General features: G+C 41.6%; 13 protein-coding genes. 12 read left to right on the top strand and 1 reads right to left on the bottom strand.

Annotated features, from left to right (window positions below; translation table 11 throughout):
• The first annotated feature begins 191 nt into the window (after window positions 1-191).
• From hrcA to EKM81_RS03770, 8 genes are all read left to right on the top strand, one after another.
• A complete protein-coding gene (gene hrcA, locus EKM81_RS03805; RefSeq protein WP_125648664.1) occupies window positions 192-1,292 on the top strand; it encodes a heat-inducible transcriptional repressor HrcA in 1,101 nt (366 codons plus the stop codon).
• Between the two features lie 120 nt (window positions 1,293-1,412).
• Window positions 1,413-2,063, top strand: coding sequence for a nucleotide exchange factor GrpE (gene grpE, locus EKM81_RS03800; RefSeq protein WP_125648661.1), 651 nt, complete (start codon window positions 1,413-1,415; stop codon window positions 2,061-2,063).
• A 25-nt stretch (window positions 2,064-2,088) separates the two neighbouring features.
• Window positions 2,089-3,954, top strand: a complete 1,866-nt coding sequence (gene dnaK, locus EKM81_RS03795) for a molecular chaperone DnaK (protein ID WP_125648658.1) — start codon at window positions 2,089-2,091, stop codon at window positions 3,952-3,954.
• A 531-nt stretch (window positions 3,955-4,485) separates the two neighbouring features.
• Window positions 4,486-5,637 (top strand): molecular chaperone DnaJ, encoded by a 1,152-nt coding sequence (gene dnaJ, locus EKM81_RS03790; RefSeq protein WP_125648762.1) that lies wholly within the window; start codon window positions 4,486-4,488, stop codon window positions 5,635-5,637.
• A 495-nt stretch (window positions 5,638-6,132) separates the two neighbouring features.
• Window positions 6,133-7,971: a translation elongation factor 4 gene (gene lepA, locus EKM81_RS03785; protein ID WP_125648655.1), complete on the top strand. Its 1,839-nt coding sequence runs from the start codon at window positions 6,133-6,135 to the stop codon at window positions 7,969-7,971.
• Between the two features lie 41 nt (window positions 7,972-8,012).
• Complete coding sequence (locus EKM81_RS03780) at window positions 8,013-8,675, top strand: class A sortase (protein ID WP_125648652.1); 663 nt, start codon at window positions 8,013-8,015, stop codon at window positions 8,673-8,675.
• Between the two features lie 18 nt (window positions 8,676-8,693).
• Complete coding sequence (gene recJ / locus EKM81_RS03775) at window positions 8,694-11,138, top strand: single-stranded-DNA-specific exonuclease RecJ (RefSeq protein ID WP_125648649.1); 2,445 nt, start codon at window positions 8,694-8,696, stop codon at window positions 11,136-11,138.
• A 10-nt stretch (window positions 11,139-11,148) separates the two neighbouring features.
• A complete protein-coding gene (locus EKM81_RS03770; RefSeq protein WP_125648646.1) occupies window positions 11,149-11,685 on the top strand; it encodes an adenine phosphoribosyltransferase in 537 nt (178 codons plus the stop codon).
• Window positions 11,686-12,113: 428 nt separating this feature from the next.
• On the opposite strand, the gene EKM81_RS03765 is transcribed toward EKM81_RS03770, so the two are convergent.
• On the bottom strand, window positions 12,114-12,521 hold the full coding sequence (locus tag EKM81_RS03765; protein WP_125648642.1) for a hypothetical protein: 408 nt from the start codon (window positions 12,519-12,521) through the stop codon (window positions 12,114-12,116).
• Between the two features lie 285 nt (window positions 12,522-12,806).
• Between EKM81_RS03765 and EKM81_RS03760 the strand changes: the two genes are divergently transcribed.
• The 4 genes from EKM81_RS03760 to EKM81_RS03745 all read left to right on the top strand — a co-directional run bounded on the left by EKM81_RS03760 (window position 12,807) and on the right by EKM81_RS03745 (window position 15,885).
• Window positions 12,807-13,499, top strand: a complete 693-nt coding sequence (locus tag EKM81_RS03760) for a Bax inhibitor-1/YccA family protein (RefSeq protein ID WP_125648639.1) — start codon at window positions 12,807-12,809, stop codon at window positions 13,497-13,499.
• Window positions 13,500-13,579: 80 nt separating this feature from the next.
• Entirely contained in the window at window positions 13,580-14,137 is a 558-nt protein-coding gene (locus EKM81_RS03755; RefSeq protein WP_125648637.1) for an AAA family ATPase, read from the top strand.
• 189 nt (window positions 14,138-14,326) lie between these two features.
• Entirely contained in the window at window positions 14,327-14,986 is a 660-nt protein-coding gene (locus EKM81_RS03750) for an SDR family oxidoreductase (RefSeq protein ID WP_125648634.1), read from the top strand.
• Window positions 14,987-15,243: 257 nt separating this feature from the next.
• Window positions 15,244-15,885: an NAD(P)H-binding protein gene (locus EKM81_RS03745; protein ID WP_125648631.1), complete on the top strand. Its 642-nt coding sequence runs from the start codon at window positions 15,244-15,246 to the stop codon at window positions 15,883-15,885.
• Window positions 15,886-16,177 lie beyond the last annotated feature (292 nt).

Genomic DNA, 16,177 nt, shown 5'->3' with positions numbered 1-16,177 from the left:
ACGCAGTTATCAAGTTGCGCACTTTAGAATTTTAGGTTGTCATTGGCCTGAGGTCGGCTCAGTCTGGAGTCTGATTTTGATTTTTTTCGAAAATAATTGGTGTGTTTCCTTGACTTTAAAGGCGGTGATTGTTATATTTTATAGTGTTGTTAGCACTCATAACAATCAAGTGCTAAAAAGAGGTGATTTCGATGCCGACGAAACGTCAGGCAATGATTTTAGCTGAGATCGTTAGAATTTACAATGAGACAGGACAACCTGTGGGTTCGAAAACTTTGATGAACCAATTGCCAATTCATATTAGTTCAGCAACGATTCGTAACGAAATGGCCGTACTGGAAGATGATGGCTTAATTACTAAGAATCATACTTCTTCTGGTCGGGTTCCCTCAACAGCCGGTTATCGGTATTACTTGGACAATTTAGTTCAGCCGAGCGCCGTACCGCGACCTGTGTTTGATAAGATTGCGCAGAATTTTAATCATGACTATCGTGAAATCGATGATATTGTCAAACAAGCGGCAACGATTTTGTCCAGTTTGACGAATTATACCGCGATTTCCCTAGGACCAGAAAATGCTCAAGTGACGTTAACCGGTTTTCGGGTCATTCCGCTAGGTAGTGATCAAATTATTGCAATTCTTGCTACTAGCGCTGGTACCGTTGAGAGTCGGGTTTACCGAATTACGGGACAGCTTGATACAGACGACTTAGAGAAGGCCGTCCGGATCATCAATGATCAGCTTGTTGGTTTACCAATTAATCAGGTTAAAACTAAACTGGTAACGGAAATTCCAAGATTGTTGAGTCAATATTTACATTCAGCAACAGGTTTTCTTGATTTGTTTGGTGATGTGCTCAAGCGTGCCGCTGCTCAGCATTATTACATTGGTGGCCGTTCGAATTTGCTGAATTTTGTGCAACCGGATGAGCTGGATCAGTTGAAATCAATTTATCAATTATTAGATAAAGAGAGTGTGTTACCGTCGTTACTTGATCTCGATCAGGCGGCAACTGATGATGAAATCAAGCAACCACCAATGACTGATCATCGAATCTTGGGACCGATTTCTGTGCGCTTAGGCGATGAATTTAATAATTCGTTGCTAAGTGATTATGGGCTCATTACCGCGAAGTATCACGTTGGTCAGCATGGTGATGGGATGATTGCTATTTTAGGTCCCACAAGTATGCCATATTCGCAATTGATCGGGTTGATGCAGCTATTCAGTGATGAATTAGTGAAGAAGTTATTTGAATATTATGGGTATTTTCATACTGATGATAGTTAGGTAAAATTGCGTTTGCGATGTCGATTTGCTTGATCTAATTCAAATGACTGACCAATCAGTTACTTGAATTAGATCAAGCAATCTAAACGGTACCACAGACAGCTTAATTTTTAAGGAGTGATGTTGTTGACGAAAAAAGCGAACCAACAGCGCCCGGTAGATTTTCCATCTGAGAAAGATGCTAAGTTTGCTGAGAAGGCCGCTCAGGCTGAGCATAGTCAAAAGACTAAGGCAGCGACTGAGTCAACGAAGGAACAAGTTGAAGAATTAAATCAGGAAGATCTTGAGGAAATTGTTGCCGCTGATCAACCTGAATTAGAAAAGGAATTAGCGGCTGCTCAAGCTAAGGCTGACGAGTTTGAAGATAAGTACCTCCGTGCAGAAGCTGAGATTCAAAACATGCATACTCGTCATCAAAAAGAGCGTGCTAGTCATGAAAAATATGCTTCACAGAAGTTGGGAACGGCGATTTTACCGGTTGTTGATAATTTACAACGTGCATTGGCGGTACCAGCTGATGATGAAGCTGCCCAGCAACTGCATAAGGGTGTTGCGATGGTCTTAGAGCATTTGCAACAAGCTTTAACAGAGAATAATATCACCCCAGTTGGGCAAGTTGGCGATCAATTTGATCCGCAATTTCATCAAGCTGTACAAACGGTACCAGCTGATGATGAACATCCAGCTGATACTATTTATCAAGTTTTACAAACAGGTTATTGTTTGAAAGATCGGACGATTCGACCAGCAATGGTTGTTGTTGCAAAATAATTAATATAAAAGTGAGGTAACAAGTATGTCAAAAGTTATTGGGATTGATTTAGGTACTACAAACTCAGCTGTCGCCGTTCTTGAAGGTGGCAAGCCAAAAATTATTGAAAACCCAGAAGGTAATCGGACGACACCTTCAGTTGTTGCTTTTAAAGATGGTGAAATTCAAGTTGGTGAAGTTGCTAAGCGTCAAGCAATTACTAACCCAGACACTGTTTCTTCAATCAAGCGTCATATGGGCGAAGCTGGCTACAAAGTAACTGTTGCTGGTAAGTCATATACACCACAAGAGATTTCCGCAATGATTTTACAATACATTAAGAAATTCTCTGAAGATTACTTAGGTGAGACGGTGACAGATGCTGTTATTACCGTGCCTGCTTATTTCAATGATAGCCAACGTCAAGCCACTAAAGATGCTGGTAAGATTGCCGGTTTAAATGTTCAACGGATCATCAACGAACCAACTGCTAGTGCATTAGCGTACGGCTTGGACAAGTCTGACGCTGATGAAAAGATTTTAGTTTATGACCTTGGTGGTGGTACATTTGATGTATCCATCTTGGAATTAGGCGATGGTGTTTTCCAAGTATTGTCTACTAATGGTGATACTCATCTTGGTGGTGATGATTTTGATAACAAGATCATTGACTGGTTAGTTGCGCAATTCAAACAAGCTCATGGCATCGATTTGTCACAAGACAAGATGGCAATGCAACGTTTGAAAGATGCTGCTGAAAAGGCTAAGAAGGATTTATCTGGTGTTAGCCAAACACAAATCAGCTTACCATTTATTTCTGCTGGCGCTAACGGACCTTTGCATTTGGAAGAAACTTTAACACGGGCTAAGTTTGATCAATTAACTTCTGACTTAGTTGAAAAGACACGGATTCCAGTTGAAAATGCTTTACGTGACGCTGGTTTAACAAATGCAGATATTGATAAAGTTATTTTAAATGGTGGTTCAACACGGACACCTGCTGTTCAAGCTGCTGTTAAGGAATGGACTGGCAAAGAACCAGACCACTCAATCAACCCTGATGAAGCCGTTGCTATTGGTGCTGCTATTCAAGGTGGGGTGATTACTGGTGATGTTAAGGATGTCGTTTTACTTGATGTCACACCATTGTCATTAGGTATTGAAACCATGGGTGGTGTCTTCACTAAGTTGATCGATCGTAATACAACAATTCCAACTTCGAAGTCACAAACTTTCTCAACTGCCGCTGATAACCAACCAGCTGTTGACATCCATGTTTTACAAGGTGAACGGCCAATGGCAGCTGACGACAAGACTTTAGGTCGCTTCCAATTAACAGATATCCCTGCTGCACCTCGTGGCATCCCACAAATCCAAGTAACTTTCGATATTGACAAAAACGGTATCGTTAACGTTTCTGCTAAAGATATGGGTACTGGTAAGGAACAAAAGATTACAATCAAGAGTTCATCAGGCTTGTCTGACGAAGAAATTGACAAGATGAAGAAGGAAGCCGAAGAAAACGCTGAAGAGGATAAGAAGCGTAAAGAAGCGGTTGACTTGAAGAACGACGTGGATCAATTATTGTTCCAGACTGATAAGACTTTAGGCGAATTAAAGGGTAAAGTTTCTGATGAAGAAATCAAGAAAGCCGAAGACGCTCGCGATGCTTTGAAGAAAGCTCAAGAAGCAGACGACGCTGAAGACATGAAAGCTAAACGTGATGAATTAAGCAAGATTGTCCAAGACTTGACTGTTAAACTTTATCAACAAGCTCAAGAAGCACAACAAGCACAAGGTGATCAAGGCCAAGCTAAGCCAAATCCTGATCAAGGTTCAACTGATGGTAAGGGTAATGACGACGGCACTGTTGATGGTGATTTTGAAGAAGTCGATAAAGATAAAAAATAATTAAGAACTAGTTTAATTGGTTTTTAATTATTGCAGGGGGATTGGATCCTAGGATCCAACCCCTTTTTTATTAAACGTGTTCGGGGTGCCAAATGGCTATGGCTAATTTAAATAATCACTCGATCTGCTAGTGCAGCTCAAGCAATTATTTGAAATTATCCTACGCCAAAAGATCGGCACCCCTCACACTCTATTGAAACGTGTTCGGGCTGGTAAATGGCAGGCCTAACTTAAATAATGCTGCGATCTGGTTAGCACCAGCTCAAAGCATTATTTGAAGTTACGCTACGCCAAAAGACCACCAGCCCCTCACACTCTGAGTTTAAACGTGTTCGGGCTGGTAAATGGCAGGCCTAACTTAAATAATGCTGCGATCTGGTTAGCGCCAGCTCAAATCATTATTTGAAGTTACGCTACGCCAAAAGACCACTAGCCCTCACACTCTCTTTTATTGAATTTTGCAAAATTGATGCTTTATGCTATAGTTTTGTGAGTAAAGTCTTTCGACAGTAGTCGATGAGGAGGAAAATGATGGCAGACGAACAAGATCTTTATGACACGCTTGGTTTGCAAAAAGATGCTTCAGAAGCGGATATCAAAAAGGCCTATCGACAATTATCCAAGAAGTATCATCCTGATATTAATAAGGCACCTGGTGCAGAAGAGAAATTTAAGAAAATTAATGAAGCTTATGAAACTTTATCTGATCCTCAGAAGCGTTCGGCCTATGACCAATATGGTTCAGCAGGAATGAACGGTGCTGGCGGCGGTAATCCTTTTGGTGGAGGTTATGGCCAAGCTGGTGGTGATTTTGGCGGTGGTTTCGGTGACTTTGGTGATATCTTCAGCCAATTTTTCGGTGGCGGTGGTGGCCGTGCCGCAAGTGCTACTGCACCACGACAAGGCGCCGACCTGCAGTATCGGATGGATTTAGAGTTTGAAGAGGCTATCTTCGGTAAAGATACCGAGATCACTTATACGCGCGAGGCTTCTTGTCACACTTGTAATGGTAGCGGCGCCAAGCCCGGAACTAGTCCAATTACTTGTCCGAAATGTCATGGCACTGGTTTTATGGAAGTTGAGCAACAGTCACCACTTGGCCGGATTCGTACACGGGTGGCGTGTGATCGTTGCCAAGGCAAAGGTAAGATTGTTGAATATCCTTGCCCAACTTGTCACGGAACTGGTAAAGAAAAGCAAAATCACGAAGTTAAAGTTAAGATTCCGGCCGGAATTGAAGACGGTCAACAGATGCGGTTAGAAGGTCAAGGCGAGGCTGGCGAAAATGGTGGCCCTTATGGGGATCTCTATATTGTTTTCCGCGTTAAACCAAGTAGCAAATTCCAACGTGATGGCGCTGAAATCTCAATTACGGTTGCGATTAGTTTCCCACAAGCTGCTTTAGGGGATGAAATCCAAGTGGATACTGTCCACGGACCAGTTAAATTGAAAATTCCTGCTGGTACACAGTCGGGAACTGATTTCCGTTTACGTGGCAAAGGCGCACCACGTTTGCACAGTAAAACCAATGGTGATGAAACAGTCACGGTTAATGTCGTGACGCCTAAACACTTAAGTGATAAGCAAAAGAATGCTTTGAAGGACTTCGTTGAGGCCAGTGGTGAAAAAATTGATCCACAAAATGGTGGTTTCTTCAGCCGGTTTAAAGAAAAATTCCAATAAATAGATTAAGTAGGTCACTTTAGATGATCTACTTTTTTATTGGTTTTAGGTAGAATAGTGCCAAGACTTCTCCAATTAAGAGTTGGTGGTGGCTGGGTGATTAAAGGGGCGTGGTTGTCAGCCAATGATTTTTATTTGCGCCGCCGATCGAGCAAATAATTAAGTTAGGCATAGCCATTTGTCGCCCTGAACTCATTTGGTGCTTCAGTATTTATAATAAAACCTGTCTTGATGACAATTTGGTTTATAATTGGTATTAGTCAGCGGCGGCCGCGTTCCACAACTAGCAAGCCCACAACGAAGTCTGAACCATTCTGTTTTAGCACATTTATCGGGGATTAATGGTTTTTGATTTTTACCTATAATTGTCAGAAATCACTTTCAGTTATGTTTAAGTCTGATTACTGAGACCAACGTCACTGCATCAAATCTGGTATAATATAACTAGTTTGAAATGGCTCTCTATTTCAATTTCGATGAATTGGGTGTAAATAAATGAATCTTGAAGAGTTAAAGGAACGACAAAAACATATTCGTAATTTTTCAATTGTGGCGCATATTGACCATGGTAAATCAACAATTGCTGATCGGATTCTGGAATTAACAGATAGCGTGGCACCGCGGGATATGCAGGCACAATTACTGGATAACATGGACTTAGAGCGTGAACGTGGTATTACCATTAAGTTAAATGCTGTTGAGTTACACTATCACGCTAAAGATGATCAAACCTATATTTTCCATTTAATTGATACACCAGGTCATGTCGACTTTTCATATGAGGTTTCGCGTTCTTTAGCGGCGTGCGAGGGTGCCGTACTAGTTGTCGATGCAGCGCAAGGTGTTGAGGCGCAAACTTTGGCCAACGTGTACTTGGCGATTGATAATGATTTGGAAATTCTGCCAGTCATCAATAAAATCGATTTACCTTCTGCTGACCCAGACAAGGTCAAAAAAGAAATTGAAGATATGATTGGTATTGATGCCAGTGAGGCTGTCCTAACCAGCGCTAAGGTTGGGACCGGTATTCCTGAATTGTTGGAGCGGATCGTGACTGACGTGCCAGCACCAACTGGTGATTTAACTGCGCCTTTAAAAGCGCTGATTTTTGATTCGGTTTACGATAGTTATCGCGGCGTGGTGTTAAGTATTCGAGTGGTCGATGGTGTTGTTAAACCTGGTGATCAGATTAAATTAATGAGTCACGGCCATGAATACGAAGTAACTGAAGTTGGGGTCATGTCGCCGAAAGCAGTGCAGCGTGACTATTTAATGGCTGGCGATGTCGGTTATTTAACGGCGTCGATTAAATCAGTTCAAGAAACCGACGTTGGTGATACGATAACCTCAGCTGAAACACCGGCTGACAAGCCATTGCCTGGTTATCGAAAGATTCAACCCATGGTTTATTCCGGGATGTACCCCGTTGATAATGCCAAATACAATGATTTGCGCGAATCACTGGAAAAATTACGGCTTAATGACGCAGCACTTGAGTTTGAACCTGAAACTTCACAGGCTTTAGGCTTTGGCTTCCGCTGCGGTTTTTTAGGGCTGTTGCATATGGATGTGATTCAGGAACGCTTGGAGCGTGAGTTTAATCTTGACTTGATTATGACAGCACCATCAGTTGATTATCACATTGAAATGACTGATGGTACCGAGAAAGTAATTGATAATCCTGCGCAATTACCTGATCCATCACTCATTAAAGAAATACGCGAGCCATATGTGAAAGCAGAAATTATGGTGCCCAATGATTACGTGGGTGCGGTCATGGAATTGGCCCAACGTAAGCGTGGCGAGTTTGTGACAATGGATTATTTGGATACTTATCGGGTTAATGTCATTTATCAATTACCTTTGTCAGAGATTATTTATGACTTCTTTGATGATTTGAAATCAAGCACGCGTGGCTATGCCTCTTTGGACTATGAAATTAGTGATTATCGGGCCAGTGACCTGATTAAAATGGATATTCTATTAAATGGCGAACCAGTGGATGCATTGAGTTTCATCGTTCATCGTGATTTTGCTGCTGATCGTGGCCGTTTAATTGTTTCCAAACTAAAAGAAGTTATTCCACGGCAACAATTCGAGGTGCCGATTCAAGCCGCAATTGGCAATAAAGTTGTTTCACGTGCGACAATTAAAGCATATCGGAAAAACGTGCTAGCAAAATGTTATGGTGGCGATATTACCCGGAAACGTAAACTACTGGAGAAACAGAAAGCCGGTAAAAAACGGATGAAGGCTGTGGGGAATGTTGAAATTCCTCAAGAAGCATTCATGACTGTTTTAAAATTAAATGATGACGATATTAAAGGGAAATAATTTAAAAGTTGGCGCTCAAATTTGAGGACTGGGGGTATCTCATGAAAAAACTACGAATTACTGGCTATATTTTATTATTGCTGGTAGCCTTGGCTTTGATTTTTAACCAACAGATCAAAGACTTTACTGTTGGCTGGCTCGGTCAGAATCGCAACGCACAAGTTACTCGAACGACAATTGCCAAAAGTCGTCAAGTAAAAGGTGAATTCGATTTCAGTAAAGTCAAAAGTATTGATACTAAGCAAGTGGCGGCAGCAACGTTTAATCGTGATGATGTCGGGACACTTGGAAAAATTGCAATCCCAGCGGTTAATTTATACTTACCAATTCTCAAAGGGCTTAGTGATACAGCACTATCTACAGGTGCTGGGACGATGAAGGCTGATCAGGTAATGGGCCAAGGCAATTATGCCTTAGCTGGTCATTACATGACGAACAAGGGCATTCTATTCTCGCCGATTGCGGATACCAGTCTGGGTGAAAAAATCTATATTACCGATTTAACGAAGGTTTATACTTACCAAATTGATGTTAAAAAAGTGGTTGACCCCACTCAAGTCAGCATCATAGATGATGTACCCGGTAAAAAAATGATTACTTTGATTACTTGTGCTGATGGTGGTGCCAATCGTTGGTCAGTTCAGGGAGAGCTCGTGAAAGTTCAAAAAGCAACTAAGAAATCATTAGCTGTTTTTAATTCATAATTGTTTGGAGTTTTATAGTTGCAAGAACAATGGCAAGAACCAGAAAAAATTGAACAAGCAACGATTGATGAAATTGCGACGACATTGGATTTACCGCCAATTATCGTCGCAATTATGGTTAATCGTGGTTTTAAAACAAGCGCGGCAATTAAGCAGTTTTTAACTGTTGATTTAAATCAGTTAACCGCGCCAGACCAATTTAATGACATGACTAAGGCCGTTGCTCGAATTGAAAGTGCCATTGAAAACGAAGAAAAAATCATGATTTATGGTGACTATGACGCTGACGGTGTGACCAGTGTATCAATTCTGCATGAAGCATTTATGAGCTTAGGCATTGAGGTTGATTATTATGTGCCTAGCCGTTTTACTGATGGTTATGGGCCGAATATGAGCCGTTATCATGAATTTGTTGAGCAAGGATATCAGCTATTAATTACTGTCGATAATGGCATCACTGGGGTGGCAGAGGTGGCCTATGCGCAAAGTCATGGGCTAGATGTTATTATTACAGATCACCATGATTTACCAGCTGAGTTACCTGAGGCAACAGCAATTGTGCATCCCCGTCATCCTAATTCTCATTGTGAGTTTGGCTATTTTTCTGGCGCTGGCGTCGCCTTTTATTTAGCGTGGGGACTGCTAGGTGATCTACCTCAGGAATTAATTGATTTGGCAGCTATTGGAACAATTGGCGATGTCATGCCAATTGTGGCTGACAATCGGATTATTGTGGCGGCAGGTTTACAACAGATGAGTCAGGATCCTCGTTTAGGAATTTTAGCATTGGCTAAACAAGCTAAACTCGACTTGGCTCGTTTAACAACCCGCGAAGTTAGTTTTGGCATTGTGCCACGGCTAAATTCATTGGGGCGTGTCGGTAGTGCTCGTCCCGCAGTGGCGCTGTTGACCACTTATGATGAAACTGAGGCTGATCAGATTGCGCAGCAAGTTGAGCAAGTCAATGCTGAACGCCAAAATTTGGTTAAAGAAGTAGCACAGGCCGCAGCTGCCACGATTACTTCATCAGATCCAGCTGCCTTAGTGGTTGCAGGAGAGGGCTGGGCCGAAGGTGTTCTCGGCATCGTCGCCAGCCGTTTAGTTGATCAATATCATTGTCCGACTTTAGTTTTGAGTATTGACCCTGCTACTCAGTCAGCTAAGGGTTCCGGCCGTTCAGTTGGCGATTTTAATTTGTTTCAGGCACTTAATGAGTATCGCGACCATTTTACAAAATTTGGCGGTCATGCAGGCGCCGTGGGTTTAACATTACCCGTGGCAGCAATTGACGGTCTGCGCGAACATTTAGTTCAGCAAAGTACTCAGCAACAAGCAGCCATCAATTCAAGTGCTGACCTGGTCGTTGATTACCGGTTAAATGCTCAGCAATTGCCGCAGTTAACACCAGCATTAGTTAATGATTTACAGCGCTATTTAGGCCCCTTTGGTGAACAAAATCCGGAACCAGTTTTCGAGTTTGATCAATTTCCTTGGCAAGGGTGGCAGGCCATTGGTAAAACTGGCCAAACATTAAAAGCACGTTTAAACGCTGATGTTGAATTGATTGGCTTTCGTCACGGCGCAGAGGCGCAGACGCTAAATCAGCAAACTCATTTAAAAGTGGCCGGTACTTTAGGGTTGAATATTTGGCAAAATAAGACGAAAGTTCAGATTACTTTCCTGGCCGCGCAGAGTACTGCTTCAAGCGTGAGCCAAGCAACAATGCCAGCTGATCAGTCAGGTAGTACTAGTGCCAATTCTGCACCAACTACAGTCGCCGGCGCAACAACCGTGCCGACCGAACTGTCGGGAAAATTTCCGCAAACTGAATGGCATTGGGCCCAGCACCGCTACCAAGTAACTGACTTGCGTCGGCAAACATTTAAACCACAATTGTTGCAACAAGATTGGAATTATATCTGTTTTGACCAACATTTGGCACAACAATTAACTCGTAAAATGACGACTAAAATTTATACTCGTCCGGATCAACTTGATCGCACTGCGACTAGGTCAAGTACTTTGTTTATTGACTTACCTTTGAATCATCAGCAGTTGACCAGTTATTTGGATGTGCTAACTAGTCCGAGCCTGTATTTGTTATTTTATACTTCACCACAGCGACGAGAACGGCTGCAACTACAAGTACCACAATTACGTTTAATTTTAAAAGAAATTTATCAGCAACCAGCAATTGCTCGACCACAACTCCCACAATTCGCGCAGCATTGCCAAGTTACTGAAGCACAACTTCATTTTGGAATACAGGTGTTTTCTGAATTGAATTTTGTTAAAATGGATAAGGAACGTTTGACGGCAAATCGCCAAGCACCAAAAACGCCACTACTCAATTCGGCTACTTTCCGGCGGCAACAGGCGTTACAACAGAGTTATCGCCAACTTGCTATGGGTAACCTAAATCAGTTAGAGGCTTTTCTCAAAACAAGTCAAAAAGATAGATAGGATGTAAATAATGGTCAAAAAAGAGATTGATTTTCATGATTATATTGCGTCGGTCCCTGATTTTCCTGAGCCAGGGATTGTTTTCCGTGATATTTCCCCATTAATGGCCGATGGCGCTGCTTATTCAGCAGCGACTGATCGGATTACTGAATTCGCCAAAGCACATGGTGCCGAAATGATTTGTGGCCCAGAAGCACGTGGATTTATTGTTGGCTGTCCCGTTGCCGATCGTTTAGGAATTGGCTTCGCACCAGCACGTAAAAAAGGTAAGTTACCTCGGGAAACTATTTCAGTTTCTTATGATCTTGAATATGGTGAAGCGCAGCTATTTATGCACAAAGATGCCGTTAAGCCTGGACAACGGGTGCTAGTTGTTGATGATTTGTTAGCAACTGGCGGAACGATTGCCGCCACAATCAAGTTAGTTGAACAATTGGGCGGCATCGTTGTTGGAACGGCCTTCTTGATTGAATTAACTGATTTGCACGGTCGCGATAAAATCAAAGATTATGATTTATTTACGTTATTACAATATAGTGGTAGCTAAACTGATAACGAGTTTGGGACATCAGTTATTTAAATAAAATAAGACCGAACTTTGGTTGCTGAAACGTGTTTTCAAGAGGCAACCGGCTCTGCTTAACGCCAAATGCCGATCAATTCTGACGAATTGTTCGGTATTTTACGTTAATGCTCACCGGCCGATCGCCTTTTGTCACACGCTTTTTTGTGGTTAATTTATAGATTCTTGCTAGTAATAGCGGCACAATTTAATTTTAAGTTGTTGCCTAGTTTGGTTATGACCACATACAGGCCGCGACAACCAATTGAAATGTCGTCAAAACTGGTTTTGTTTCTAAACATCATTAGTTTTATGCCAGTGTTGGAAAAAATCAAAAAAAGACAAAAAAATAATCCTTTCATTTTTTGAAAGAATTAGGTACTACAGAATGCTGTTATTTAAGTACGAATCGATTATGACCAGAGTTTGAAGTGACTGTCAACATCGCGGTCAATCCGTACAACATTGTAATGATGGCCGGGGCGACGCTTAACTTGGCCAGCGGGACGGTTTTGGTAGACAAGATAGACAATCAGTGGCTCAAGAATCAACGTTGCTAAACAGGCACCAACCAAGTAGAGGGCAGCTGTCTGCACTTGTTGCTGCGTAAAGTGCACCGACATTTTTCGTTCAACATAAGCTTCAAAATCTGTTAACTGGTCTTCGTTCTTCTCATGTCGGACCAATTTCTGTTGTTGGTGACTGACACTGATGACTGGTATTTCAAGAACAGATTGTTTATAAAGATAACCACCGGCCAATAAGCCGATCACTAAAACAACGAAGCAGAGATAGCCATGTTGTTTAATAAATTTCATCATAATCTACTAATCGCTCACAATGCTAAAATAATAAATTTCTTATCTATCAAGTATAGCACTTATTCCAATTAAGTGTAACCGGTTTCGCTAAAATTATCCGAATTGCTGGTCAGTCATTTAAGCGTTTTACTAGATTCTAAGTAGAGACAGATGATTAGGTTATAAGGTGCGCTGAAAGTGTCCAAAATTCATGCTAGAGGTTGATGGGGAAATCAGGCATAATATGGTATACTATTAGCCGATGATTGGGATTTATCAATTTAAAAATTATTGGAGGGATCTTTTATGCAAACAGAAGTTGTTCAAGATCAAGGCTTAAAACGCTTCTTTAACCAAGTTTATCTCTTTATGGCAATCGGTGTTGCTATTTCCGCAGGGGTGGCTTTCTTACTGAATTTCCTGTGGGCTAGCCAAGTGATGACCATTTTAGGCCAGCATTCTTGGTTAATGTGGGTCGTTTTTGGTGGTGAATTGGCACTAGTGCTTGGTTTGAGTCATGCCCAGATGATGTCAAAGTCTAAAATGGTCAGCTATTTCATTCTTTACTCCGTGTTACAGGGACTGACGTTTACGATTATTCCCTGGGTTTATGATTTAGGCTCAATTACTGCGGCCTTTCTCACTGCGGTCGTGGTTTTCGTCACGATGGCGATTTATGGGCGTTTAACGACTAAGTCTTTAGCACGTAGCGGTCAAATTACGATGATGGCATTGATTGGTATTCTAGCGGCAACGCTGATCAATATTTTCATGCATTCTTCAACCATGGAATATATTTTATCTTATGCGACTTTAATTGTTTTTATTGCCTTAACAGCATGGGATAATCAAAAGCTTAAGGTCATGTACCAACAGGCAACCACGACAGAAGGTGGGATTCCCGTTGATAACTTAGCCATTTGGGGTGCGTTGGAATTGTACCTTGATTTCATTAACATTTTCTTATCGATCTTACGAATTTTCTCACGGAACAATTAGTTAAAATACGTGCTATTAACAGTTGAAACCACGCTATTATCGCGTGGTTTTTTAGTCGTCAGTGAAAGTGTGGAAGGTAAATGAAAATTGCTTTAATTGGTTCACCTGGCAGTGGTAAGTCAACTTTTGCGAAAAAATTAACGACAGCAACTGCCTGGCCAGTTCTTTCGTTAGATTATTATTGGCATCAAATGGATTACAGTGAGACTGCCAGTGAGAAGCTGTTACAGATTCAAATGGATTTTATGGCCCAAAATAAGGATTGGGTGATTGACGGCAATTATTCGCATACCATGGCGCCAAGAATGGTCCAGGCCGATATCACAATTTGGTTTCAAATATCGCCATTGGTTGCGGTGAAGCGGGTGGTTGGTCGGTCTTTACAAGATCGGCACAATGGCCATAATCGTCCGGAAATGGCACCTAACTTTGAAGAACATTTTGATCGAGAATATTGGGAATTTATAAAGTTTATTTGGCATTATCCCAAGTCACACAACCAATATGTTCGTGAATTACATCAAAAGGTTGCACCTAATAAACCACTATTATTACTGCATCAGGCTGACAAAGCACAAGTTTTACAACAGTTAGTGACTAATCCAGGAACATTGTTAACCAAGTTATCCGAACTTTGAAAGTGCAGGGAATTTGTGGAACACTCAGCTCAGCGCTTTTACTGCTGGTCAAAGACTTCACACCTATTTCAGGCACGCATTAGAAATAAGAACTGACATTCATTTAGGGAAGGCTTTTACTAAACTTTTGTCAGTCAGTAAGTTACACTGGTATTAGTTAACTAAGGCTTGATTGAAGGAGGAGTTTAGATGAAAGTTTTCGTAGTTGGTGCTAATGGTCAAATTGGCCAACAGTTAGTTGCTAAGTTAAGTGCAAAGGGTGATCAGGTTACTGCCGGTGTGCGGCGGCCTGCCGAGCAAGCGGTTGTTAAGGCTGCTAACGTTCAGTATGTTTTATTTAATTTAACTTGGTCAGTTGCTAAAATGGCGACTGCTTTTGCTGATCAAGAAGCCATTATATTTGCGGCTGGTTCAGCCGGTAAAGATTTATTGCGAGTTGATTTAGATGGTGCTGTAAAAACCATGCAGGCAGCCACGCAAGTTCACGTTAAGCGTTATTTATTGGTCAGCTCAGTCAATGCCGACCAGCCAGACAAATGGGCGGGTAGTTTGGAAAATTACTTCATTGCCAAGCATTATGCAGACGAATGGTTATTACATCGGACTGATTTGGACTATTTGTTAATTAGACCAGTCTCATTAACGAATCAGGCTGGCAGTGGCAAAATCGCTTTAAATGCCGGCACGGCTGATCTTCAGCAACAAGTTAGTCGAGAAAATGTGGCCAGTTTGTTGGCAGAGCTTATACATCGACCTGAATTACAGCAGCTGGAATTAACGGTTACAGATGGTGATACCCCAATTGCTATGGCTTTGGACCAATTGAGCGCCCAAGAATGGCGAGTTTAGGCTAATCTTTGCGATGATGCATAGGCCTGTTTGACAATCTCTCAAGATCAAATCAGAGATTGCCAGACAGGCTTTTTGATTTGACTATTTTAAATTTCTCGGACTGATTAAATTTTGCTGACTAGACATGGTCTAGACTATTAAGATTGCTATAACAGTAAAATAAAACAATTGGTCTAGTGCATATTACTAAAGATTTTCAGGAAAATCGGTTACACTATCAGGGTAATGTTGGCAACCTTGAAGGAGGTAATTTGATGAAAGTATTTGTTGTTGGTGCCAATGGTCAAACTGGCCGGCAAATCGTTGCTAAATTAGTAGCTGCTGGCGACCAAGTGACGGCTGGTGTTCGCAAGCCAGAGGAGCAAGGGGTGATTCAGGATGACCAGGTTAAATATGTCTTGTTTGACTTAGAGTGGCCAGTTGCCCAAATCGCCAAGACCATTGCTGGTAATGAAGCGATTATTTTCGCTGCGGCTTCTACGGGACCACATTTTATTCGAATTGATTTAAATGGGGCAGTGAAAACCATGATTGCAGCCGAAAATAGTCAGATTAAGCGCTATCTGTTATTAAGTGCTGTTGGGGCTAGTCAACCTGATCAGACGGCCAATCCCTATGAGGATTTTGATTTGGCAAAATATTATGCAGAGCAATGGTTAATGCATCGCACTCAGCTTGATTATGTAATTTTGCGGCCGATTTATCTAACCAATGATGCTGGTAGTGGTCAGATTACCTTAAGCCACAGTGACACCACAGATTCTCCACAAGTAAGTCGAGAAAATTTAGGTCGTGTTTTAACGGCTTTGATTCATCATCCTGAACTTAGCCAACAAGCAATGACTATTTCCGATGGTCAGACACCAATCGAAACGGCCTTGAAACAGTTTAAATAGTTTTTGATTAGCTGTTTTTCGTTTTGTTGATGGCTGATTCTACTGAAACATCCTTCACGTTCTGCTGTTGCTGCTTTTCTTGCAACGGTCGCCGCGCAAGGATGTTTTTTTGCGTAGATGATAAGTTTTACTTATCAACGACTATCATTAATCGGTATTAGACATCTTGCTAAGTATGGACTAACATAAAATTGTAGTCGTTAATTATTATTACGCCTGAATTATTCATAGTTCATAAAAATCCCGTCAGTTTTCGTATTTTTTCGAAAACTGACGGGTATGTCTTTATCTT

Source organism: Lapidilactobacillus gannanensis, from assembly GCF_003946675.1.
Taxonomy (GTDB): domain Bacteria; phylum Bacillota; class Bacilli; order Lactobacillales; family Lactobacillaceae; genus Lapidilactobacillus; species Lapidilactobacillus gannanensis.
Note: the sequence above shows the minus strand (reverse complement) of the source record. Positions and strands in the feature narration are given on the sequence as shown.

Bases quoted from the DNA above. Each gene is read 5' to 3' on its own strand.
- hrcA (WP_125648664.1), top strand. From the start codon at position 192: ATGCCGACGAAACGTCAGGCAATGATTTTAGCTGAGATCGTTAGAATT.
- grpE (WP_125648661.1), top strand. From the start codon at position 1,413: ATGTTGTTGACGAAAAAAGCGAACCAACAGCGCCCGGTAGATTTTCCA.
- dnaK (WP_125648658.1), top strand. From the start codon at position 2,089: ATGTCAAAAGTTATTGGGATTGATTTAGGTACTACAAACTCAGCTGTC.
- dnaJ (WP_125648762.1), top strand. From the start codon at position 4,486: ATGGCAGACGAACAAGATCTTTATGACACGCTTGGTTTGCAAAAAGAT.
- lepA (WP_125648655.1), top strand. From the start codon at position 6,133: ATGAATCTTGAAGAGTTAAAGGAACGACAAAAACATATTCGTAATTTT.
- EKM81_RS03780 (WP_125648652.1), top strand. From the start codon at position 8,013: ATGAAAAAACTACGAATTACTGGCTATATTTTATTATTGCTGGTAGCC.
- EKM81_RS03770 (WP_125648646.1), top strand. From the start codon at position 11,149: ATGGTCAAAAAAGAGATTGATTTTCATGATTATATTGCGTCGGTCCCT.
- EKM81_RS03765 (WP_125648642.1), bottom strand. From the start codon at position 12,521: ATGATGAAATTTATTAAACAACATGGCTATCTCTGCTTCGTTGTTTTA.
- EKM81_RS03760 (WP_125648639.1), top strand. From the start codon at position 12,807: ATGCAAACAGAAGTTGTTCAAGATCAAGGCTTAAAACGCTTCTTTAAC.
- EKM81_RS03755 (WP_125648637.1), top strand. From the start codon at position 13,580: ATGAAAATTGCTTTAATTGGTTCACCTGGCAGTGGTAAGTCAACTTTT.
- EKM81_RS03750 (WP_125648634.1), top strand. From the start codon at position 14,327: ATGAAAGTTTTCGTAGTTGGTGCTAATGGTCAAATTGGCCAACAGTTA.
- EKM81_RS03745 (WP_125648631.1), top strand. From the start codon at position 15,244: ATGAAAGTATTTGTTGTTGGTGCCAATGGTCAAACTGGCCGGCAAATC.